The organism is Flavobacterium sp. OHVDL-2026-0007 (assembly GCF_059882335.1).
This window is the reverse complement of the sequence record NZ_CM187612.1, coordinates 878,455-898,821: the sequence shown is the minus strand read 5'-3', so window position 1 is coordinate 898,821 and position 20,367 is coordinate 878,455. Positions and strand designations below refer to the sequence as shown.

Below are 20,367 nucleotides of genomic sequence, written 5' to 3'. Positions count from 1 at the left end.
GCTTTGACTTATGAACAGATAATCCTGATATGAATATACGCAAAATAACAACAGCATTAGAAGGAATGCAGACTAATTTACAGGATCAAAATCAGTTAACGTTTTTTGTACTAAGGACGAATCCTTATATTAGTTCTAGGTCTTAAGGATACTGCGTAAAAAATCCCTAAGGATCTTCATACAGGAAGTTCCTTAGGGTTGTATCAGTTCTTTTTAATCAAAAAACTCCTTCTCTTCGTAAGGCACGGTCATAATGGAAATGCCTTTTTGTAGCAATAAATTATTTGGAAAAATGATTCTCTCGCCATCCTTGGTTTTTAAATTGACATGAAAAGCACTGATATCTTCAATTTCTGCTTCAATAGGGAAGTCTTTATCATGAATTTTTATCGTATCTCCAATGCGAAAAGGAAAAGAAAAAAACAAAATCATCCCAGAGGTTATATTACTCAGTATGGACCATTGTGCAAACATAGCTACCCCAATTACGGTCATAATGGAAGAAAGGTACATAAAGATGTCTTTCGTTTCCACTCCCCAAATTACAATTAGACTAATGATAACTAATATATTAATTAGCAAATGAATATACTTAATCACTAAGGTAGTGCGATGCTCTAGTAAATGTGTACTATTGGCATAGCTACGTATTAATTTGGCAATAATCACTCGAAGACAAACTAGAGAGAAAAGCAGAATTCCTGTAGCCAGTATTTCCTGGCTATATTCTTTGAAAGAAAACATAAATTTATTTTTAGACTAAAGTACTCAAATATTCGTAAACTTTAGCTGTCGGTAGGCCCATAACATTGGTATAAGAACCTTCTACTTTCGCAACTGCCATAAAACCAAACCATTCCTGAATACCATAAGCACCCGCTTTGTCATAAGGTTTATAATTTTCTATATAATATAAAATAGCTTCGTCCGATAGGTTATTAAAGGTTACTTGGGTAACATCGCTTAATAGGGTCGAAGTAGTGTTAGTCTTAAAACAAACCGAAGTAATCACATCGTGCGTCGTATTGGACAAGGATTTGATCATATCAAAGGCTTCCTGAGCATCTTTTGGTTTTCCTAGAGCTTTGTTTTGGTGCCAAACAATGGTATCACTGGTCACCAAAATTTCGTTTTCTTGCAGTTCTCCATCAAAAGCAGCTGCTTTTAACTCTGCTAAATAGTTGGTGATTTCAACAGCTTTTAATTCCGGAGGATATACTTCTTCAATTTCTTTTAATCGGATTTCAAAATCCAAATCTAAGTCTTTGAAAAACTGTTGTCTGCGCGGAGAACCTGAAGCTAGAATTAGGGTGTATTTCTTTAGTTTTTCTTTAAGCATTGTACATAATATTAAGGGTGATCACTAGAACGGATAATAGACCGAAGAAAAGAATAAGATTTAAAACGGTACTTAAATGGTGGAATTCTGACTTGGATTTCGCGCCAAATATTTTTACTATAAAATACAATAGAGGAGCTAAAACAAAGGCAAATGCATATAAGGTGCTCAGTAGAAGACCGTTTTGCAAAAAATACGTATTGATATATAATAAGGATAAAATAAAAGGAATTATAGCCATGGCTATGGTAATTTTTATGGTACGTCCAATTCCTATGGAAATTGGTAAAGTATTGATTCCTTTGTTGTAATGTGTGTTTACTTCCTCTAGATCTTTAACTATTTCTCGAATGAATGTAATCATAAAAGCAAATAAAGCATAATCAGTTAAGATAGAAAACAGGCTTGCCATCTGTGCCTGATTTTCCGTATTAATCACTGGAAAAAGATCAAAAACACCAATGACAATAATACTGAGCGCAACTAATAAAGCGATAATAAAATTAGCAAGAATCATGATCTGTCTTAAGCTAGTAGCATAAAAGTAGAATAGTGAAGCCACTAAGATAAAAAAGCAAGCAAAACTAGGTTTTAAAATGACATTCGCTAAATAAAAACCAATGGGCACACCACTAATATTTAATCCAATATAAAGGTTATAAGCAGTCGCTTCGGATATTCCTTTACCGTTGTCAGCCTGATGTGGCTTGTTAATCAAATCGGTTCCATTATCAAATATAGCATGGATAACATAGGCCGCTGCCGCTAATAAAAGACTACTTAAAACCAGTAGTGCATATTGCCAATCGGTTAAGGCTAAAGGAATATTTTGTTGTTCTAGAAAGGCATATCGAAATAAAAGCTGCATACTTGCTAGCAGTAGTAGGTTTTGGTATTGAATGAGTTTGAGGAATTTCATTTTTTATAAAGTTCGTAGTGGTTAAGGTTCTACTTTTTAAGAGACAACCCTCTTTGCTAAAATGATGTACTTCAACAAAGAGGGTTTAAAAGGGAGGTTTTTATTTAGAAACGACGCTTAAAAGCTAGTTTTAGTCGTGTTTTCCGCTAAAATGTTCCATCCATTTACCTTGTACTTTCATCACTTGCTCGATCACATCTCGGGCAGCACCTTTTCCACCTTTCACATGTGAAATATAACGGCAAATTCCTTTAATTTCAGGACTTGCATCTTGGGGACAACTTGGTAGCCCTACTAATTTCATTACATGATAATCAGGAATATCATCGCCCATATACAATACCTGCTCTGGTTTAATATTGTAAACTTCAGTATACTCCTTAAAGGTTTCTACTTTATCGGGAGTACCCAAATGAATATCTGTTATTCCTAAGTTGCGTAGTCTAACGCGAACGCCTTCGTTACTTCCTCCAGAAATAATGCATACGTTATAGCCACTTTCAACCGCCGCTTTCATAGCGTAACCATCACGAATATTCATCGTACGAAGAATTTCTCCTTCATTGGTTACAAAAACGGAACTGTCTGTTAGTACGCCATCAACATCAAAAACAAACGTAGTGATGTCATTCATTATTTCTTTATAACTTTTTGCCATTATTTTGTATAGATTGGGTTATTATTTTATAGATATTTTGTTGATTTTCATGAGTTAAATAGGCAAGATGTGCTTCAATTGTACTACTGTCATCACGTTTTGCCGGACCCGTTTGAGCATCAATAGGATCGAGTGTATTTATTTTTTTTGCAGTTTCCTGTATCAAAGGCTTTAGAATCTCAAATGGAACTTGATGCTCTTGGCAAATTTCCTGACCCAATTGATACAAGTGATTTGTAAAGTTATTGACAAAAACAGCGGCAACATGTAAGGCTTTTCGTTGTTCGGAGCTTATTGGAAAAACGGCATTAGAAATACTTTTAGCCACGGTTTGCAGAACAGCGTAATCGGATTGATTTTCAACTTCTAAACAAATGGGGATTACAGAAAAATCGACAGCTGCATTTTTAGAAAAAGTTTGTAGAGGATAAAATACCCCTCTACGGTTCTTAGCATCTAAACTATCCATAGAAGTAGTTCCAGAGGTGTGAACTATTAACTGATTATCAAAGGGTAATTCTTCAGAAACCTCTGCAATAGCATTGTCAGAAACCGCTATAATGCATAAATCAGATTCTTTTAAAGAAGTAAAATCAGTTATAATTTTACGCTCATCGAGTAGGTGAGTTAGCGCTTCTTTTTTTCTGGAAAAAACTTGTACGACCTCCACAAGTTCACATGTAGTGAATGCTTTTATTAAATGTTGCGCAACATTTCCAGAACCAATTAACGTTATCCGAATCATAGTGCAAAATTAGTATTATTTTTTTTAAAGTTGATTGCTTTTAGGGGCTTTGTCCTTTTTAAATGATGTTTTCTATAAGACTTGCCAGATATTAACTGAACTTGGAATTGAATTAAACCACCAAAGAAAACGCCATAATAGCCTATTAAAAACAAACTGTACTTTAATTATTTTATAAAAAGAACAAAGCCGGTGTCACTAGACGATGACACAGACTTTGCTCATAACTCAATTGAATCCTAAAGCAGTATATTTATTTTAATAAACTCATCTCTGTTCATCTTTTAAAATCAAACTATAAAAGACAAAGGTATTTTTACTTTATAGTATTGACAAAATCATAATTACTTGTTGGATCAACATCAAGATCAATGCTATTACAAATGGTAAAAGTAGCTCCAGTGTTATTTTTCAAACTACCCGATAAACGAAGTGTTCTTTTTTTCAATGCTACACTTAGCCTTGAATGATCCAATTTAATATTTAAATTATCAATATATCCTCCACTAAAATTAATATCTGAATCTTTGGCTTGTACAAATACAGTAGCGTTTTTGTTGTAAATCGAACTTACTTTTGCCCTATTCGAATGAATATTTAGGTTGTCAGATTCAAATTTATCTAAATAGACTCTAGCGTTTTCCTTAGCTACTATGCTTTTTAAATTTTTGCAAAAAATAAAACTAGTTGATGTAAAATTCCCTTCTTTGGATATGGCTTTTTTATTTAACTCCTGCTCTTTTACAGCGTAAACGAAAAGGGTATCATTGCGAACAGTAAAACGTACTTTGTTAGGAACGTTGGCTTTCATATAACTATGACTTATACTATTTTGAGGTCCGTTTTTTAAAATAAAATGAGATCCGGACTCAGCAACAACAACAGAAAAAGGCTTCAAAGCTTTTTTTTCTGAAATCACATTTTCATTTGTAGTATCATTGAAATACTTTGCTCCTATAAAAAGGAAGAGTATACCACCAAAAATAAAAATTAAAAAAATAGAAAGTATATAGTTACTTGTTTTCATAGTCGTTGTTTTTAATAGCTAATATTAATTCGTTTAGATCAGTACTGTTTAGTTTTAAAAGTTTTACCTTAACGAGAAAATCAGGTAAGTCTTGCTTGAAAAAACTAGCTCTCTCACTAGCCTTTATAAGTTCAAAGGCATTCTCGGATATAAAAAAACCGACGCCTCGTTTATTATCAAAAATATTAGCTTCCTGTAAATGAGTATAAGCACGCATCACTGTATTGTGATTCACTTCAAATTCGGCAGCCAAATCCCTAACCGAAGCGACCCTCTCACCTGACTGTAATTGCCCCTCGAGAATTTGTCTACAGAGGTTATCTACTATTTGTAGGTAAATCCCTTTTGTTGATTTAAAATCCATTTTAAGCTTCCTTTTCCTTTAATTTAAAATAAGCAAAAGACAAAAAGAATATCCAAGAAGATATATATAGTAATATGAAAGCTAATCGGTAACCATCAAAATGCTCCGTAATAGGAAAGGGCCCTAAATTGACATGAAAACCATTGGTCTCCATTGGGTAAAAAACATGAGAGAGTAGTATCATGATTAGCACACAAATACCCCACAGCATCACTGAAGTAATTACTGTTTTAAGTAACGCATAGCGTTTAAAATAAGTTGCTCCTGCAAAAAGAAAGCAAGCATAAGAAAAAGGTCCAAAAATAATAAAAATTATCCCCTCAATACGAATAATTTCGCGCGTAACATCTTGAGCTTGCAAAAAGCAGTACTGGAAATTAGGGATTGAAGACGGGTCTAATCCTGAATCCCCGGGAGTCAAGGATGCTTTTGCCAAACGGATCGCTATCCAAAACAGGCACAATGCTATTGGAATAAAAAAAACGATTCTAATTAGAAACTGAAGCATCACTTTTTCAAGTGTAGAGCCAGGAGTAAGTAAAAAGTTATTAGTCTTGATTTGATCACCCAAATCAGGAAACGCAGTACCTACAAAAAGTAAAACAGCTATAATATAAAACCAAAAGCAAGTCTGATAACAGGAATAAACCAAAAAACTGGACCGAATCATATTATCCTTACTCTCATTAAAAAACCAATAGGATAAAACGTAGGTTATAAAGCCTAGTCCAAGAATAGTAAGAAAATACTTTGTCTTGTTTATTACTAAATCTTGCTTTAACAAACGGGAAAAACGCCCCCAATTGAAATAGTTATTAAACTGCATGGCTTTCAGATTTTAAGGTTACTTTATTGACTATAGCATTAAAAAGAAGTTCAATATCTATCTCTGTTTCCTCTTGATGATCAGTCACTTGAAGTATACGATACCCTCCTAAACATTTTTCCTGATAGATTGGCGTTGTTATACCAGTCAAACTCGGAACGGTTTTAAACTGCCATTGCTGACTGATATTAGAAATATCTTCATTAAAAACAATTTTTCCCTGGTCGAGTACTACAATTTTATCAATTATTGTCTCAACATCTTTTACCTGATGAGTCGAAATAATAACCAATTGTTCCTCAGAAACTGAACTAGCAAGAATTTTTCTGAACAGACTTTTAGATGGAATATCTAGACCATTGGTAGGTTCGTCTAAAATCAATAGACTACAATTCGTGGATAAAGCAAAGGCAATTAGAAATTTTTTACGTTGCCCATGAGAAAGTGCATTGAGATTTTTTTTGCGATCTAATTCAAATTCGTTAAGAATTTTATCCATTTTTTCATAATCGAATTTTGGATACAATGGGGCAGAAGCCTTCAAATACCGAGCAATGGAGACCGACGGAAAAGAAAACTCTTCAGGGACCATATACACATCAGATAAGAAGTCTGGCAAACGGTCAAAAGGTTTGAAGCCGTTGATGCTTACGATACCTGTCTGTGGTTGTAATAAACCTGATATCAGCTTGAGTAAGGTTGATTTCCCAGCACCGTTCTTGCCAAGTAAGCCAGTAATGCAACCACAATCTTGCTGAAAGGACAAATCGGTAAACAAGGGATCTTGTTTTTTGTACTGAAATGTTAAGTGTTGAATGTTGATCATAGTATAGTTTTTTAGTGTACTAGTTAAGTAGTACACAAAGTAAGGATTTTTTTATAGATAAAACAAATTTTTGCCTATAAAAAATCTTACTTTTTAGTGGTTAACTAACACAATACCAATAAACAAAGGAGGTGGGGCTAATATATATATATTATATGCATTACTTAAGTAGGACTGAGATCTAGAAAAGAAAGAAATTGGCGGTTAGGCGGGACAAAACTACTGATGAAGGATATAAAATTGATTAAATCCATAAAAACAACAAGAACTTATCCAAACAGGACATAAATATGCAATAGAGCCGTATGCCCATATTTTTCATTATAATGAATTCTCATAACACCTCTTGTATGTTCTGTAAAAACAACAACAAATAAATCATTAATCATAATTTTAGATTTACAAAGGCAAGTTTTTAAGAATTTGGCTGAAATCAGTGGATATTTTTGGTTTTAATTAACAAATGGCAAATATTGAAACTCAACATTTTTAAGTACTTTTGTGCCACTTTTATACACTGTAATTCCTTAAAAATGGATAAAAAAATATTCTCTTTTTTGTTTTCTACACGATTAATGGCCGTTCTTTTTTTAACATTTGCGATCACCATGGGTATTGGTACTTTTGTCGAAAGCAAGTATAATACTGATACAGCCAGAATTTTAATTTACAATACCTGGTGGTTTGAGGCGATAATGGTCTTTTTTATGATCAATTTCATCGGAAATATCAAACGCTATCAATTATTAAAAAAGGAAAAATGGGCTACTTTATTGCTTCATATTGCTTTTATTTTCATTCTTCTTGGTGCTTTCTTTACACGCTACATCAGCTATGAAGGAATGATGCCTATTCGTGAAGGTGCTGCTGAAAATCAAATTTATTCTGATAAAACATTTTTGACGGTCTTTGCTGATGGTGAATACAAAGGAGAAATGAAACGTAGAGTTTTTGAAAAAAGCCTTTTGTTATCACCGGTAACCAATAATGACTTTACGATTTCAGGTAAGTTTGACGAGACTCCTTTCGAAGTAACCTACGAAAACTACATCATGGGGGCTAAAGAAATAGTGAAACCTGATCCTAAGGGGACGCTGTACTTGAAGTTAGTGGAAGCTGGATCTGGTGGACGTGAGGAACATTTCTTAAAAGATGGAGAAGTTCAAAACATCCACAACGTTTTATTTGCTTTGAACAAACCGACTGATGGTGCGATTAACATCAACACCACTGGCGAAAAATACACCATTCAAACGCCTTTTGAAGGAAGTTTTATGAGAATGGCCGATAAATTCCAAGGAAATGTAACCAAAGATAATGTACAACCTTTGATGATGCGTTCCTTATATAGTATTGGTGATATTAGAATTGTATTTCCAGATCCTGCTGTAAAAGGAATTATTGACTATGAATCCAACAATGATTATAAGGCTAAAACTCATGATGATGCTTTAATTGTAAAAATCAAAGCAGATGGTCAAGAAAAAGAAGTACGCCTTTTAGGTTCTAAAGGTAGTATTGGTGAGCCCAAGACAGTTAAAATTGGCAACATCGAATATTCTTTATTTTACGGAAGTAAAGCCTATATTTTGCCTTTTAAAGTAAAATTGAACGATTTTATTGCCACTAAGTATCCTGGAACAGAAAAAAGTTACTCGTCTTTTGAGAGTAAAGTGACTGTTATCGATTCAACAGAAAGTTTTGATGCCCATATTTTTATGAATAACGTATTAGATTACAAAGGATATCGCTTTTTTCAATCGTCCTTTGATCCAGATGAAAAAGGAACTGTATTGTCCGTTAACCATGATTTCTGGGGGACTTCCATTACGTATTTAGGATACTTCTTGTTGTATCTCGGATTAATGGCTATTATGTTCACCAAATATTCTCGTTTTGCTGATTTGAAACGCAAATTAGAAGTGGTGAAAAAGAAAAAAGAAAAACTGATTACCATTTTGGTTTTAATGATCGGTTTGAGTGGTTTTGCGCAAGCACCACACGTGCACACACCTGGTCACGATCATGATCACGCTGCTGATCCTAACGATCACGCTAATCACGTTACAGCTCCACCAAGTGAAAAACAAATAGACTCTTTATTGTCTATATATAAAGCACCAAAAGAACATGCAGCTAAATTCGGTCGTTTGATTATTCAAGATGCTGGAGGAAGAATGAAGCCTATCAATACGTTCTCTTCTGAATTACTTCGTAAAGTAAGTCATGAAGATAATTACAATGGGATGAATTCTGATCAGGTTTTTTTATCGATGACTCAATATGCTCAAGTTTGGATCCAGGTGCCTATTATCTATATCAAACCAGAGAATGATAGTATTCGTAAGATTATCGGTATTGACAAAGCTGCAAAATATGCTCCTTTTGTTAAGTTTTTTGATGCTAATGGAAATTACAAACTTTCACCTTATTTAGATGCTGCTTATAAAGCAGCCAATCCAAATAATTTTGAAAAGGGTTTTATCGAAACTGATAAAAAAGTAAACTTAATGGAATCGGCTTTAAGTGGAAGTATCCTTAAAATATTCCCTATTCCAAATGATCCCAACAATAAATGGATTTCTTATCTTGAATTGCATAACGCTGGATTAAAAGGCATGGATTCTATCTATGTAAAGCAGGTTTTACCTTTGTATTTTAGTGCCTTAAATAGTGGTTCTATTTCTAAAGATTTCAAAAATGCCGATCAATTAGTAGAAAGTATCAATGGCTTTCAAAAGAAATTTGGAAGTAAAGTACGACCAAGCGAAAAGAAAATCGATTTGGAGATAGCCTATAATACCTATAACATTTTACCAAAAATGTTTTATTGGTATTCTCTTGCGGGTATTTTTATGTTGATCTTTACCTTGTTTAATATCTTCTTTGAGAAAAAGTTTTTACGTATCACGGTAAACGGTTTTCATATTTTAATTGGAATCATATTTGGTTTTCATACACTAGCTTTAATTGCTCGTTGGTATATTTCAGGACATGCACCATGGAGTAATGCTTACGAAGCGATAGTATACGTAGCTTGGGCAACCATGTTCTTCGGATTGGCTTTTGATCGAAAATCAAAACTTACTGTAGCATCAGCTGCCTTTGTTACTTCAATGATTTTTATGGCCGCAAACGCGAACTGGATCGATCCAGAAATTGCTAATCTACAACCTGTTCTTAACTCATACTGGTTAATGATTCACGTAGCGGTTATCGTAGCAAGTTACGGGCCTTTCGCTCTGGGAATGATTTTAGGTTTTGTAGCCTTGATATTGATTTTCTTTACCAATGAAAAGAACAAAGCTAAAATGAGTTTAAACATTAAAGAAATTACCTATATCAACGAAATGTCTTTGACCATTGGTTTGATCATGTTAAGCATTGGGAACTTCCTAGGAGGACAATGGGCTAACGAAAGTTGGGGACGTTACTGGGGATGGGATCCAAAAGAAACTTGGGCATTAATCTCTATTATGGTCTATGCTTTTATCATTCACGCACGTTTTGTGCCTTCGTTAAGAGGCAAGTGGTTCTTTAATTTAGCGAGTATGTTTGGGTTTGTTTCTATCTTATTTACTTATTACGGAGTAAACTTCCACTTAGTAGGCCTACACTCTTACGCCAGTGGAGAAGCACATTCACTAAGCTGGATCTGGTATTCATTAGGAACGATGAGTTTAATAGGGATCATTACCTATCCTAAATACCGAAAGTATTATAAAAAATAAACAGTCAATTGTATAATCAAATAGGTTCAACTTTCGTTGAACCTATTTTTTTTTGTTTATAAAACTTTGAATCTCTAATTTACCTGATTGGGTAACGCAAAGAGAAATGCCCTATTAGTGATCACTCAAATACTATAGCTTACTTATTTTTTTGATAGCCATTGGGATACATGATGGCCAAGAGGGTGCAAATGAGCAGAAAATTATACTCAGCGCCATTTCTTCCGCCACCTACGACAAACCAACCTTCTGGATAATGAACCAAAATAATACCCATAATTAAAATGAAGATGGTGACAAATCCGGCGAGTTTGATGTATTTATTTAGAATCAAAAGGACGGCAGCAACGACATGCGATAATTTAATCAACCAAGCCAATAACACGCCAAAAGGAGCGAAGCCAATCTGATTGAGATATAGATTTCCGAAATCTTGAATACCATTATTAAACATTCCGAAAACAGAATGCGTGAGCAATATAATCGCTACTGCGATTCTTAAAAGTAAAATTCCGCTCATAAAATACTTGTTGTTAAGGATTTATATGAATTAAAAGTAATAAAAAAACGCACATTAAAATAAATTAATATGCGTTTTACAGGGGATAAGACTTAATTTACACTTTTCCTAAAGTATACAATTGTGTCATGGTAGGAGTTAGACTTCCTCCAGCAGGTTCCAAGGTAATTCCAAAGGCCTCTGCTGAAATGGTTGGATCTACCACAAATATTTTTTGTTCATTTTTGTCAAAATCACTCAATAAACCAATACTGGTAGGGGTAAGAACAGGACTTAATTTAAGCGCCCAAACCTGATACACCATACCTTTTGGAGGCTCTGGTAAACCAGCAGCATCTATATACGTGGTTTTAGTTTCTTTATTCCAATATACTCTGGCAAAAGATTTTGGAGAAACTGCTTGACCACCCAGCGTTACTCCGGTGTTTTTAATATCTCTAACAATACTTAGACTTTTCTCCATTTGAGCGCTTTTTTGGTCCAAAAAAGCATAATCTCTCTCTATCTTATTTTTTTCTTGACCCACAGTTGCGATAGCAGCTTTGGTTTTAGTTATTTCTACGGTTTGGTACCCAAGACCTAATAACATCACTACGGCAGCAGCCCAACCCACGTATTGGGTCCAGCTTGAAGTAGGTTTCATCTCGACTACTTGAGTGTGTTTTAGTGCCAAACGAGCTTTAATTCTCTCGAAATTGGCTACGGAATGAAAAGGAGAGAAACTAGAGGATAAGGCCACTATAGCTTTTTCAATAGAAAGAATTTCATCTGCTACTTCAGGATGGCTTTTGGCCATTTGAGCAACTTCTAGGTTTTCAGTTTCGGTTAATAAGCCGTAAACATATAGTTCTAGAATTCCGGATTCTATGTATTCTTTTGCTTCCATTATATTTTTAAATAATTACGTAAATCGTTAATACAGTTTCTGTTTTGTGTTTTAATTGTTCCCAAAGGAATGGCTAATTCTTCAGAGGCTTCCTGTTGGGTATATCCTTTAAAAAATAATAAATCGATAATTTCAATACATTTTGGCTTCAATTTTTTTACGAATTCTTGAATCCCAATGGTATCGATTTTATTAACTAGTTTATTACTGTCTTCTAATAGATTTACGAAATTATCAGAGGAAAGGTTTTTTTGACTGTTGTTATAATTTTTAGATCGCAATTGATCGATAGAGCTATTTCTGGCAATATTGAGAATCCAGGTATAAAAACGTCCCTTACTCTCATTATAAGTATCGATGTTTTTCCAAATCTTTACAAAAACGTCTTGTAAAACATCTTCGGCTTCTTCTCGATTTTTAATCAATACGTTGATTACCGAAAAAAGACTTTTGGAGTACATATCATATAAATGGGTAAAAGCTCTTTCGTCTTTCTTGTAAATTAATACTAACAATTCTTCTTGAGTCATAGGTTGTTTTTTTTAAATTGAAACACTATTCTGATAAACTTTTTTCGTACCTCGTGATAAAGATAAATTATTTTTTTTTGATAATCACAGATTATTTAACAGCATAAAACCTAGTAAAATAAGAGTTCGTGAAGAAAAAACAAAAAAAAAATACCTTTTTCAAAACCAAAAGAGTACACTTTACGTATCTGCTATTGTAATGCAATAATAATATCACTTAAAATAGCATAAAAAAATAAAATCCTTTGGTATTTAGCACTTTGTCTCTATAAATGCGTTCTGCAGAAGAGGATAGTGTATTGGTTATTTACAGGAAAAATATAGAAATAAAGTTTTAACAAAAGAAAAATCAATATGAAAAACCTAAATCAACTAAAAATTTTGATTGTTGCCTTAAGTGGTGTTTTGGCCGTTTCTAGTTTTTGCTCTAGTGCTCTTCGTAAAGGATTAGTTCAATATCAATCTGTGAATGTTGCACCTTCTCCGTAAGGAGAGATTTAATATCAAGGGAAAAAGGGATTTCATACAAACGTCATTTTTAAGCGTTTTCGAGATGAGTATGGCTAGAATTCATTTAATATTGAATTCTTTTTTCAATTGTATAGTTTTATTTATGATTTGATTTGTTTGAATTGGGGGGGAAGCCTAACGTCTGATTAACGTTAGGCTTCAGTTTTTTATTTAACGTATGTTTAATAAAAATAATGCACTCAAACACTTTCCGTCCAACAGATTTTGATTAATTTTATAAAAAATAACACAATGAAAAAAATAACATTTATAGTTTGTAGCCTCTTCTGCTTATTAGGAACACAGCTGGAAGCGCAAACTAAAACAAGTAAATTATCTAAAAAAGATAAAGTCATGGCAAAAGAAACAATTTACCAATTCAAGGTTGAAGATTTATCTGGGAATCCTTTTGATTTTGCTTCCCTAAAGGGCAAAAAAGTTATGATTGTCAATACGGCTTCAAAGTGCGGATTAACTCCTCAATACAAAGATCTTGAAGCGATCTACAAAGAATACAAAGATAAAGGATTCGTAATTGTAGGTTTTCCAGCAAACAATTTTGCATCACAAGAGCCAGGTACCAATAAAGAAATTGAAACTTTTTGCCAACAAAATTATGGGGTAACTTTTCCAATGATGGACAAGGTTTCTGTAAAAGGAGATGATATGTGTGAAGTCTATAAATTCTTAACGCAAAAATCTAAAAATGGTTTAGAAGATTCTGAAGTAGAATGGAATTTTCAAAAATACCTAATCAATGAAAAAGGGGAGTTGGTAAAAGTAATCAAACCTAAAACATTGCCAACTGACCCAGCCATTATCAACTGGATCAAAAGCTAGTTAAAAAAAAACTAAAGAAGATATAAATCCACAATCTTGAACATAATAGTCAAGGTTGTGGATTTTTTTTCATTATGCTTCTGATAACGTTTTTTAGGAGTACTATCGCATAGTTCAATTGTAGAATTGAGCTTATTTGAGCATCAATTGCATGAAAACTAAATCAAGCCAATGATCAAATTTATAACCTACCTCACGAATTCTTCCAGTGGCTACAAAACCGAACTTTTCATGAAAAGCGATACTTCCTGCGTTATCGGCATCAATGGCACCAATCATCACATGATAACCTTGCTCTTTTGCTAAGCGAATCAATTCTGTTAGTAATTTTGATCCGATTCCTTTCCCTATGATGTCTTCCACCACATAAACGGAATGTTCAACCGTAAATTGGTACCCAATTTTCTCTCTAAATTGTCCATAACTTCCAAAACCAACTACTTCACCGTCCAATTCAGCCACAACCACGGGTAAATTCTTCTCTTTTTTGTCTTCAAACCATTTGGTCTGAACTTCTAGTGTCTGAATATCATAGCTATAATTGGCAGTAGTATGTTTAATCGAATAATTGACGATATCTAGGATTTTTTCTAGATCGTTTGATGCAGCGGGTCTAAGGAGTAAGCTCATAGTAATTTGTAATAGTATTGGTAAGCGAATTATTGTCTTTATCTTATAGGGCTATTATTGGGCACCTAATTCAGTCAGCAAGGTATCTACTTCCTTGGTATTCCATGTCATTTCCGTACAGATCTCTTTAGCGTCTTGAGCATATTGCAAGGCTAGCTTTTTATCTTCTATTTTAGCATAAAGTCGTGCGACAAGCAAGTTTCCGTCATAAGCATTGTTCAACTCTAAAGAATGTTTTACCCACGAAATACTTTGTTTTAAGCTATTGGTATCGCTAATGTGTTTTAAATAAGCCTGCCCAATGTCTTTTAAAAAATTAGCATCATTCCAAACTAATTGTTGTGTATCTTCAAGGCTCACTTTTTTGTAACGCGACCAATTCTCAGTTCTTTCAGCTAAAGTCAAATCATATTTAAAAACGATCGCATCAATTTTTTGCAAACGAATTGATTTGGCTACTTTTCTTTGTTTATCGTAGTTTATTGTGTCTAGATTGTCAACTAAGGGACGAAGTAATTCATGAACTATACTCTCGATTTTACGATCAATACGCTCTTGAGAAGCTACAGCAGCAAAATCTTTTTGATGATTCAGTACGTACTGAAATTCTCTAGAATTGATATCGGTTACCCCATTGGCGATAGCACGCCAATTGGTTTCACTTACTAATTGCGCTTCTGACTGTGTTTTGAGATAAAGGTGTGTGGGAGATGATAACTCGATTCTATCCCTTCCTTTTTTTAGTATATTTAAATAAGTGAAATACTTCATTACATTACTCGGATCAGCAAGAAACTCTTTTTCTACATAAGGCAATTGCATTTTTGGATTCATGGCATAATTAGCCTCAGTCATAAACTCTTCCTTTTTTAGTTCTCCTTTTAAAGCATAGACCAGTGTTTCGTTGCTGTCTAGAAATAAGATGGCCGGTAAGGACGTGGTCTTGAATTTGTTTTTGAGTGCCATTCCTTCTTCTTTTTCAACATTTTTCCAAACGCAGACATAATTCTTCGTTAAAAAGTCCATTACTGTTGGATCGCTGAAAACCTGCTTTTTCATTTCATTACAATGCGGACACCAATCCGCATAAAGCATGACAAAAAGTGGCTTCCCTTGTCTTTTACTCGTTTCTAAGGCTGTTTTATATGGTGTGTCATCAGGAACAAACTGATTTTGAGCATGAATAGTTTGCAGTGAAAGGAAGATGAAAAAAAGATATAAAAAACGCATACTGAGTTTATTTGGACCAAAAATTAGTTTTTACAAATATATTCCCTTTTTCTAAAAGCGACCTTAATATGTCAGCATTTATAAGCAAAATCAAGTGCGAAGTTTGTAACTTTGTGTTTGTAAAAAAATGTTTAGTCCGTAAACATAAAAAAATAAACCTCTATCCAACAGTATAGACGTAAAAATATTGTAACCGAATGATTTACCCCAAAATACCGCTTGCACAAAGCATAATTGAAGTTTGTTTAGCAAAAGGAATAACTAATATCATTATCTCTCCTGGATCCAGAAATGCCCCGTTAACGATAGGTTTTGCCCAAAACCCTCATTTCACCTGTTATAGTATAGCAGATGAACGTTGTGCGGCCTTTTTTGCCTTGGGTATCGCACAACAAACCAAAGTACCCACAGCAGTGGTTTGTACTTCAGGTTCTGCCTTATTAAACTACTATCCAGCCGTAGCGGAAGCCTTTTATAGTCAGATTCCCTTAATTGTGATTTCAGCTGATCGTCCTCAAAGCAAAATTGATATTGGTGATGGTCAAACCATTCGCCAACAAAACGTTTTTGAAAACCATAGTGTTTTCAATGCCAATTTGAATGAAGAAGCTTCCGATGAAAATGATTTAAAAATCAATACAGCCATTGAAATGGCTATGATCAAAAAAGGTCCTGTTCATATTAATGCTCCTTTTGAAGAACCTTTGTATGAAACTGTAGACACCCTTTCTGTTCAACCAAAAATAAGTGATGCAGTGGTCGTAGAAGAAGTAAAAAACTTCGAAAATAGAGATGATTTTGTAAACATCTGGAATACTTCCAAGAGTAAATTAGTCTTAATTGGAGTAAATGAAGCCGCTAGTATTGATCAGGAAATTATCGAGAAATTAGCCCAAGATCCCTCTGTTGTAGTACTTACAGAAACCACGTCTAATGTACACCATTCCACTTTTATCAATAGTATTGATACTTTAATTACGCCTTTCGAAGAGGTTGATTTCAAGCGCTTTCAACCAGAAGTATTGTTAACCTTTGGTGGGATGATTGTATCCAAACGCGTCAAAGCTTTTTTACGAAAGTACAAACCCAAAGAACATTGGCATATCGATACATTGCGTGCCTATGATACCTTCAATGCGCTAACACAGCATTTGGTTATGCAGCCCAATACTTTTTTTAAGGAACTGTTATCTAAAACTGCTTTTGTAGAAAGCGATTACTTTTCTACTATAGACCAGATTTACCAATTACGAAAAAGTAAAAAGGTGGCTTATTTAAGTAAAATACCTTTTTCAGATTTTAAAGTTTTCGAAAAAGTACTGGTTTCTTTACCGAAAAATAGTCAATTGCAAATTAGCAACAGTTCAGCTATTCGTTACGCACAGTTAATTGACATAGATCCTTCTATTGAAGTCTTTTGTAATCGCGGCACTAGCGGAATTGATGGCAGTACTTCAACGGCAATTGGCGCTGCTGTTGCCAACAAAAAACAAAATGTCTTCATCACTGGTGATATTAGTTTTTTATACGATAGTAATGCCCTGTGGAACTCCTATATCCCCAAAAACTTCAAAATCATCTTGATTAATAATGGAGGGGGGGGTATCTTTAGAATTTTACCCGGTCATGAAGAAAAGCCTGTTTTTAATACTTATTTTGAAACTTCGCATCAGCTAACGGCAGAACATTTGGCCAAAATGTACCAAATGAACTATTTTTCAGCTAAGAACGAGGCTTCCTTAGAGCAAAATCTCTCTTCATTATATGCTTCAAATGAGGCTCCAAGTATTTTAGAAATTTTCACTCCAACGGCGGTGAACGATGTCATTTTGAAACAATATTTTAAGGAGCTGACCTAATGATGTAAATAAAGCTAGGCTTGCCCTACAGTTTATCTTATCAAACAGCATCTTTCTAGCGACCAGCTCTTGTTTCAATAAAAAAATAAAGCGTCTACATTATGTAGACGCTTTATTTTTACACTATATTTTTATTCCTAACGAATCGGAGTAGGGAAGACCGGCAAACTGCCATGTCCTAAAGCATCTACAGTTTGAATAGCAAAGAAATAATTGTCTTTAGAATAAGGGATTTCTACCTGAGTATCCTTTACAAAAAAGGTTTTTTCCCAAGCAGCGGAAGACGTTTCACGCATTAGAATCTGATAACCGTATTGGGGTTTCCCTTGAGGTGCAGACCAGGAAAAAGTGGATGAATTAGAGAGGTTTTTTACTTCTATACCTACCTTTTCTGGGGCTCTAGGGGACCAGGCAAGATTGGCTAAAGTTGCTAAGTTAGCACAGGTGTTTTTCCTTAGATAGTCAAAATCCATAAATTCAGGCAGATCTCCAAATTGGGTATTATTCTCTGTTCTTAAATCTTGATGTTGATGATCAAAATTTTCATTCATTTCACAGAAGCGAACCGCTGTAAAGCCATTTTGACTAAAGGGGGTATGATCACCACCTCGTAAAAAACGATCATTACGGTAGACTAGTTTCACTTTCAATTGATCGACGTACTGCTCGGTCACCATTTTAATATATCGGGCCAATAAACGAGACGGGCTATCATTATCCCGATTGGTTGCTTTTCGCATTTTAGCTTCTTCTTCGGTTTCTAGATACGGGATTGTCTCACTAAAAACTCTTATTTGTGTATTGTCTCTCAAATGAGTTCCACTGGATAAACTATTTCCAATCATATCATTATTTAGCATCGCTATGATATTCCAATTGGCGGCTTTAGCCAATTCAGCCAGATGTCTAGCGCCATACAATCCTTGCTCTTCGCCAGTTACAGCCACAAAAATAATAGTAACTGGAAACGCTCTTTTACTCATTATTTTGGCCAGTTCCATAACTGCAGCCACACCAGATCCGTCATCATTGGCTCCTGGAGCATCCGCTTTTACATTCATCACATCAGAAACACGAGAATCCAAATGACCACTAATGATCAGTACGCGATCATCAGTAGGATCAGTTCCTTTTAGGGTAGCCATTACATTACCAAGTTGACTATCGTTTTTGATTCGTTTTCCATCTGCTTTAACGCTGAAATAATCGATAGTTGCACTTAATCTTCCATTAGAGGCAAGCGCATATTGGTCAAATTGAGATATTACCCATTGTTGCGCCGCACCAATACCTCTGGTTTTACTCTTGGTATCACTTAAAGTGTGTCTTGTTCCGAAAGAGACAAGCTTTCTTACTGTTGCTTCAAGGTTTTCTGACTTGATCTCTGTGATCATTTTTTTTATTTCCAGATCCTCCGCAACTTGAGCAATGGAAACTTGTGTAAAACATAGAAAGCTCAGTAGGCAATAGAAAGTCGTTTTTTTCATTGGTTGGGTATTGATTTTAGTATCTCAAATCTAATCAAAAAAAGACAAAGCAAGAAAATGACACACACTTGTTTTTTATATAACACATTTTTCTTTGTTCCATTTCCAAACTTCGTACCTTTGCCGCTTAGAAACTCAGTTGCTTTTCAACTTTGAAACTCAAGAATATGATTGAAATAGGAAAATACAATACACTTACCATACTACGTGATACTAAAGTTGGTTTATTTTTAGGTAATCCTGAAAAAGACCCAGAAGGAATTCACGATATATTATTACCCAATAAATACGTTCCAAACGAATTTGAGATAGGCGAAGAGCTTGTCGTTTTTGTTTATTTAGACCACGAACAACGTCCGGTTGCTACAACACTTGAGCCTTATATTTTATTGAATGAATTTGCACTATTGAGAGTGAATTACATCAATCAGGTAGGTGCTTTTATGGATTGGGGTATGGAAAAAGATATACTGGTTCCTTTTAAAGAACAAGCACGTCCAATGGAAAAAGGCAAACGCTATTTGGTTTATCTGTATATGGATGAAAAAACCAATCGTTTGGTAGCATCTAGTAAGACCAATCAGTTTTTAAGCAATGATCATTTGACTGTAGAGAAAGGCGAAGAAGTTGATTTGATCGTTTCGCATATTACCGAAATTGGTATCAATGTGATCATCAACGAGCAGCATAAAGGTTTGTTATATAAAGATGAAGTATATGATGACGCCATTAGAACAGGTGATAGAATGCGCGGTTACATCAAAAATATCCGTCCTGATAATAAAATAGACGTTGCCTTACAGGTACAAGGATACCAAAGTATCGAACCAAATGCCGAGAAGATATTAGATGAGTTGCGAGCGAATCGTGGTTTTTTACGTTTAAATGACAACTCTCACCCTGAAGATATTAAAACCGTTTTAAAAATGAGTAAGAAGACCTTTAAAAAAGCCGTTGGCGCTTTGTATAGAGATAAACTTATCGAAATAAAAGAAGACGGAATTTATCTGATCAAGGATAACTAACAAGACATACAAGAAAGGCTACCCATTACGAGTAGCCTTTCTCTTTTTTATTCAGTTTTAAAAAAATTGTAATTAAAAAAAACAGAAATAAAATAACTTGAATCCATTAAAAAAGCAAAGGCCTTAAAAATTTTAGAGTTTACTTCTTTACATGGTATGTCTTTAAATAATCTATATCATCAATCCTAAGAGCAAAAAGTCAATTTCACGGCTATTCCATTGGTTGTATAAAATAACTTATAGAAAGTTTTAATTAGCATGCTTTCCTTTTTTCGTAATCATTTCTATACTAATACTGTAAACAATTCTATCCGTTAACCTTAGGTGTTACTATTTACTTTTTGAAGTTTCAACAAATGAATAAATCATTTGCTCATTAATTAAAGGTGTACTAATAAATACCATGAAAAAATGA

At 34.2% G+C, this 20,367-nt stretch carries 20 protein-coding genes; 5 read left to right on the top strand and 15 right to left on the bottom strand.

Annotated elements, in window-relative coordinates; genetic code table 11:
• Positions 1 to 213: 213 nt before the first annotated feature.
• From AC51AA_RS03755 to AC51AA_RS03715, 9 genes are all read right to left on the bottom strand, one after another.
• Positions 214 to 744 (bottom strand): mechanosensitive ion channel domain-containing protein, encoded by a 531-nt coding sequence (locus AC51AA_RS03755; RefSeq protein WP_500704405.1) that lies wholly within the window; start codon positions 742 to 744, stop codon positions 214 to 216.
• 10 nt (positions 745 to 754) lie between these two features.
• Positions 755 to 1,339 carry a Maf-like protein gene (locus AC51AA_RS03750; protein ID WP_500704404.1) on the bottom strand — a complete coding sequence of 195 codons (585 nt, stop codon included), beginning with the start codon at positions 1,337 to 1,339 and terminating at the stop codon, positions 755 to 757.
• Positions 1,332 to 2,258, bottom strand: a complete 927-nt coding sequence (locus AC51AA_RS03745) for a geranylgeranylglycerol-phosphate geranylgeranyltransferase (protein ID WP_500704403.1) — start codon at positions 2,256 to 2,258, stop codon at positions 1,332 to 1,334. Before AC51AA_RS03745 ends, AC51AA_RS03750 begins: the two co-directional genes overlap by 8 nt.
• Before the next feature lie 130 nt (positions 2,259 to 2,388).
• The gene (locus tag AC51AA_RS03740; protein ID WP_500704402.1) at positions 2,389 to 2,916 is read right to left on the bottom strand and encodes a KdsC family phosphatase; all 528 of its coding nucleotides are present in this window, start codon (positions 2,914 to 2,916) and stop codon (positions 2,389 to 2,391) included.
• Positions 2,900 to 3,661, bottom strand: a complete 762-nt coding sequence (locus AC51AA_RS03735) for a Rossmann-like and DUF2520 domain-containing protein (protein WP_500704401.1) — start codon at positions 3,659 to 3,661, stop codon at positions 2,900 to 2,902. Before AC51AA_RS03735 ends, AC51AA_RS03740 begins: the two co-directional genes overlap by 17 nt.
• A 316-nt stretch (positions 3,662 to 3,977) precedes the next feature.
• Entirely contained in the window at positions 3,978 to 4,688 is a 711-nt protein-coding gene (locus AC51AA_RS03730) for a hypothetical protein (protein WP_500704400.1), read from the bottom strand.
• Complete coding sequence (locus AC51AA_RS03725) at positions 4,675 to 5,052, bottom strand: GntR family transcriptional regulator (protein ID WP_500704399.1); 378 nt, start codon at positions 5,050 to 5,052, stop codon at positions 4,675 to 4,677. The genes AC51AA_RS03730 and AC51AA_RS03725 overlap by 14 nt, the downstream gene beginning before the upstream one ends.
• Before the next feature lies 1 nt (position 5,053).
• Positions 5,054 to 5,878, bottom strand: a complete 825-nt coding sequence (locus AC51AA_RS03720; RefSeq protein ID WP_500704398.1) for a hypothetical protein — start codon at positions 5,876 to 5,878, stop codon at positions 5,054 to 5,056.
• Positions 5,868 to 6,704, bottom strand: a complete 837-nt coding sequence (locus tag AC51AA_RS03715) for an ABC transporter ATP-binding protein (protein ID WP_500704397.1) — start codon at positions 6,702 to 6,704, stop codon at positions 5,868 to 5,870. Before AC51AA_RS03715 ends, AC51AA_RS03720 begins: the two co-directional genes overlap by 11 nt.
• A gap of 533 nt (positions 6,705 to 7,237) precedes the next feature.
• Between AC51AA_RS03715 and AC51AA_RS03710 the strand changes: the two genes are divergently transcribed.
• Complete coding sequence (locus AC51AA_RS03710) at positions 7,238 to 10,435, top strand: cytochrome c biogenesis protein (protein ID WP_500704396.1); 3,198 nt, start codon at positions 7,238 to 7,240, stop codon at positions 10,433 to 10,435.
• A 139-nt stretch (positions 10,436 to 10,574) separates the two neighbouring features.
• Here the strand turns inward: AC51AA_RS03710 and AC51AA_RS03705 are convergent, their stop codons facing one another.
• The 3 genes from AC51AA_RS03705 to AC51AA_RS03695 form a co-directional block, all read right to left on the bottom strand.
• Positions 10,575 to 10,955 carry a DoxX family protein gene (locus tag AC51AA_RS03705; RefSeq protein ID WP_500704395.1) on the bottom strand — a complete coding sequence of 127 codons (381 nt, stop codon included), beginning with the start codon at positions 10,953 to 10,955 and terminating at the stop codon, positions 10,575 to 10,577.
• 97 nt (positions 10,956 to 11,052) lie between these two features.
• On the bottom strand, positions 11,053 to 11,841 hold the full coding sequence (locus AC51AA_RS03700; protein ID WP_500704394.1) for an anti-sigma factor: 789 nt from the start codon (positions 11,839 to 11,841) through the stop codon (positions 11,053 to 11,055).
• Positions 11,841 to 12,371, bottom strand: coding sequence for an RNA polymerase sigma factor (locus AC51AA_RS03695; protein WP_500704393.1), 531 nt, complete (start codon positions 12,369 to 12,371; stop codon positions 11,841 to 11,843). The genes AC51AA_RS03700 and AC51AA_RS03695 overlap by 1 nt, the downstream gene beginning before the upstream one ends.
• A 354-nt stretch (positions 12,372 to 12,725) precedes the next feature.
• On the opposite strand from AC51AA_RS03695, the gene AC51AA_RS03690 reads away from it, so the two are divergent.
• Both AC51AA_RS03690 and AC51AA_RS03685 read left to right on the top strand, forming a co-directional pair.
• Positions 12,726 to 12,860 (top strand): hypothetical protein, encoded by a 135-nt coding sequence (locus AC51AA_RS03690; RefSeq protein WP_500704392.1) that lies wholly within the window; start codon positions 12,726 to 12,728, stop codon positions 12,858 to 12,860.
• 273 nt (positions 12,861 to 13,133) lie between these two features.
• Complete coding sequence (locus AC51AA_RS03685; RefSeq protein ID WP_500704391.1) at positions 13,134 to 13,721, top strand: glutathione peroxidase; 588 nt, start codon at positions 13,134 to 13,136, stop codon at positions 13,719 to 13,721.
• A gap of 132 nt (positions 13,722 to 13,853) precedes the next feature.
• On the opposite strand, the gene AC51AA_RS03680 is transcribed toward AC51AA_RS03685, so the two are convergent.
• Positions 13,854 to 14,351 carry a GNAT family N-acetyltransferase gene (locus tag AC51AA_RS03680; protein WP_500704390.1) on the bottom strand — a complete coding sequence of 166 codons (498 nt, stop codon included), beginning with the start codon at positions 14,349 to 14,351 and terminating at the stop codon, positions 13,854 to 13,856.
• Between the two features lie 54 nt (positions 14,352 to 14,405).
• Complete coding sequence (locus tag AC51AA_RS03675) at positions 14,406 to 15,581, bottom strand: thioredoxin family protein (protein WP_500704389.1); 1,176 nt, start codon at positions 15,579 to 15,581, stop codon at positions 14,406 to 14,408.
• Between the two features lie 197 nt (positions 15,582 to 15,778).
• Between AC51AA_RS03675 and menD the strand changes: the two genes are divergently transcribed.
• Positions 15,779 to 17,440 carry a 2-succinyl-5-enolpyruvyl-6-hydroxy-3-cyclohexene-1-carboxylic-acid synthase gene (gene menD, locus AC51AA_RS03670; protein WP_500704388.1) on the top strand — a complete coding sequence of 554 codons (1,662 nt, stop codon included), beginning with the start codon at positions 15,779 to 15,781 and terminating at the stop codon, positions 17,438 to 17,440.
• Positions 17,441 to 17,577: 137 nt separating this feature from the next.
• On the opposite strand, the gene AC51AA_RS03665 is transcribed toward menD, so the two are convergent.
• Positions 17,578 to 18,927, bottom strand: coding sequence for a M20/M25/M40 family metallo-hydrolase (locus AC51AA_RS03665; protein ID WP_500704387.1), 1,350 nt, complete (start codon positions 18,925 to 18,927; stop codon positions 17,578 to 17,580).
• A 167-nt stretch (positions 18,928 to 19,094) separates the two neighbouring features.
• On the opposite strand from AC51AA_RS03665, the gene AC51AA_RS03660 reads away from it, so the two are divergent.
• The gene (locus tag AC51AA_RS03660; RefSeq protein ID WP_500704386.1) at positions 19,095 to 19,952 is read left to right on the top strand and encodes a CvfB family protein; all 858 of its coding nucleotides are present in this window, start codon (positions 19,095 to 19,097) and stop codon (positions 19,950 to 19,952) included.
• The last annotated feature ends 415 nt before the right edge of the window (positions 19,953 to 20,367 follow it).

What these genes read in the sequence shown, in the direction of transcription:
- AC51AA_RS03735 (WP_500704401.1), bottom strand. Translation starts at nt 3,661, where the DNA reads ATGATTCGGATAACGTTAATTGGTTCTGGAAATGTTGCGCAACATTTA.
- AC51AA_RS03680 (WP_500704390.1), bottom strand. Translation starts at nt 14,351, where the DNA reads ATGAGCTTACTCCTTAGACCCGCTGCATCAAACGATCTAGAAAAAATC.
- AC51AA_RS03725 (WP_500704399.1), bottom strand. Translation starts at nt 5,052, where the DNA reads ATGGATTTTAAATCAACAAAAGGGATTTACCTACAAATAGTAGATAAC.
- AC51AA_RS03700 (WP_500704394.1), bottom strand. Translation starts at nt 11,841, where the DNA reads ATGGAAGCAAAAGAATACATAGAATCCGGAATTCTAGAACTATATGTT.
- menD (WP_500704388.1), top strand. Translation starts at nt 15,779, where the DNA reads ATGATTTACCCCAAAATACCGCTTGCACAAAGCATAATTGAAGTTTGT.
- AC51AA_RS03730 (WP_500704400.1), bottom strand. Translation starts at nt 4,688, where the DNA reads ATGAAAACAAGTAACTATATACTTTCTATTTTTTTAATTTTTATTTTT.
- AC51AA_RS03660 (WP_500704386.1), top strand. Translation starts at nt 19,095, where the DNA reads ATGATTGAAATAGGAAAATACAATACACTTACCATACTACGTGATACT.
- AC51AA_RS03745 (WP_500704403.1), bottom strand. Translation starts at nt 2,258, where the DNA reads ATGAAATTCCTCAAACTCATTCAATACCAAAACCTACTACTGCTAGCA.
- AC51AA_RS03750 (WP_500704404.1), bottom strand. Translation starts at nt 1,339, where the DNA reads ATGCTTAAAGAAAAACTAAAGAAATACACCCTAATTCTAGCTTCAGGT.
- AC51AA_RS03720 (WP_500704398.1), bottom strand. Translation starts at nt 5,878, where the DNA reads ATGCAGTTTAATAACTATTTCAATTGGGGGCGTTTTTCCCGTTTGTTA.
- AC51AA_RS03715 (WP_500704397.1), bottom strand. Translation starts at nt 6,704, where the DNA reads ATGATCAACATTCAACACTTAACATTTCAGTACAAAAAACAAGATCCC.
- AC51AA_RS03755 (WP_500704405.1), bottom strand. Translation starts at nt 744, where the DNA reads ATGTTTTCTTTCAAAGAATATAGCCAGGAAATACTGGCTACAGGAATT.
- AC51AA_RS03690 (WP_500704392.1), top strand. Translation starts at nt 12,726, where the DNA reads ATGAAAAACCTAAATCAACTAAAAATTTTGATTGTTGCCTTAAGTGGT.
- AC51AA_RS03695 (WP_500704393.1), bottom strand. Translation starts at nt 12,371, where the DNA reads ATGACTCAAGAAGAATTGTTAGTATTAATTTACAAGAAAGACGAAAGA.
- AC51AA_RS03685 (WP_500704391.1), top strand. Translation starts at nt 13,134, where the DNA reads ATGAAAAAAATAACATTTATAGTTTGTAGCCTCTTCTGCTTATTAGGA.
- AC51AA_RS03675 (WP_500704389.1), bottom strand. Translation starts at nt 15,581, where the DNA reads ATGCGTTTTTTATATCTTTTTTTCATCTTCCTTTCACTGCAAACTATT.
- AC51AA_RS03740 (WP_500704402.1), bottom strand. Translation starts at nt 2,916, where the DNA reads ATGGCAAAAAGTTATAAAGAAATAATGAATGACATCACTACGTTTGTT.
- AC51AA_RS03710 (WP_500704396.1), top strand. Translation starts at nt 7,238, where the DNA reads ATGGATAAAAAAATATTCTCTTTTTTGTTTTCTACACGATTAATGGCC.
- AC51AA_RS03665 (WP_500704387.1), bottom strand. Translation starts at nt 18,927, where the DNA reads ATGAAAAAAACGACTTTCTATTGCCTACTGAGCTTTCTATGTTTTACA.
- AC51AA_RS03705 (WP_500704395.1), bottom strand. Translation starts at nt 10,955, where the DNA reads ATGAGCGGAATTTTACTTTTAAGAATCGCAGTAGCGATTATATTGCTC.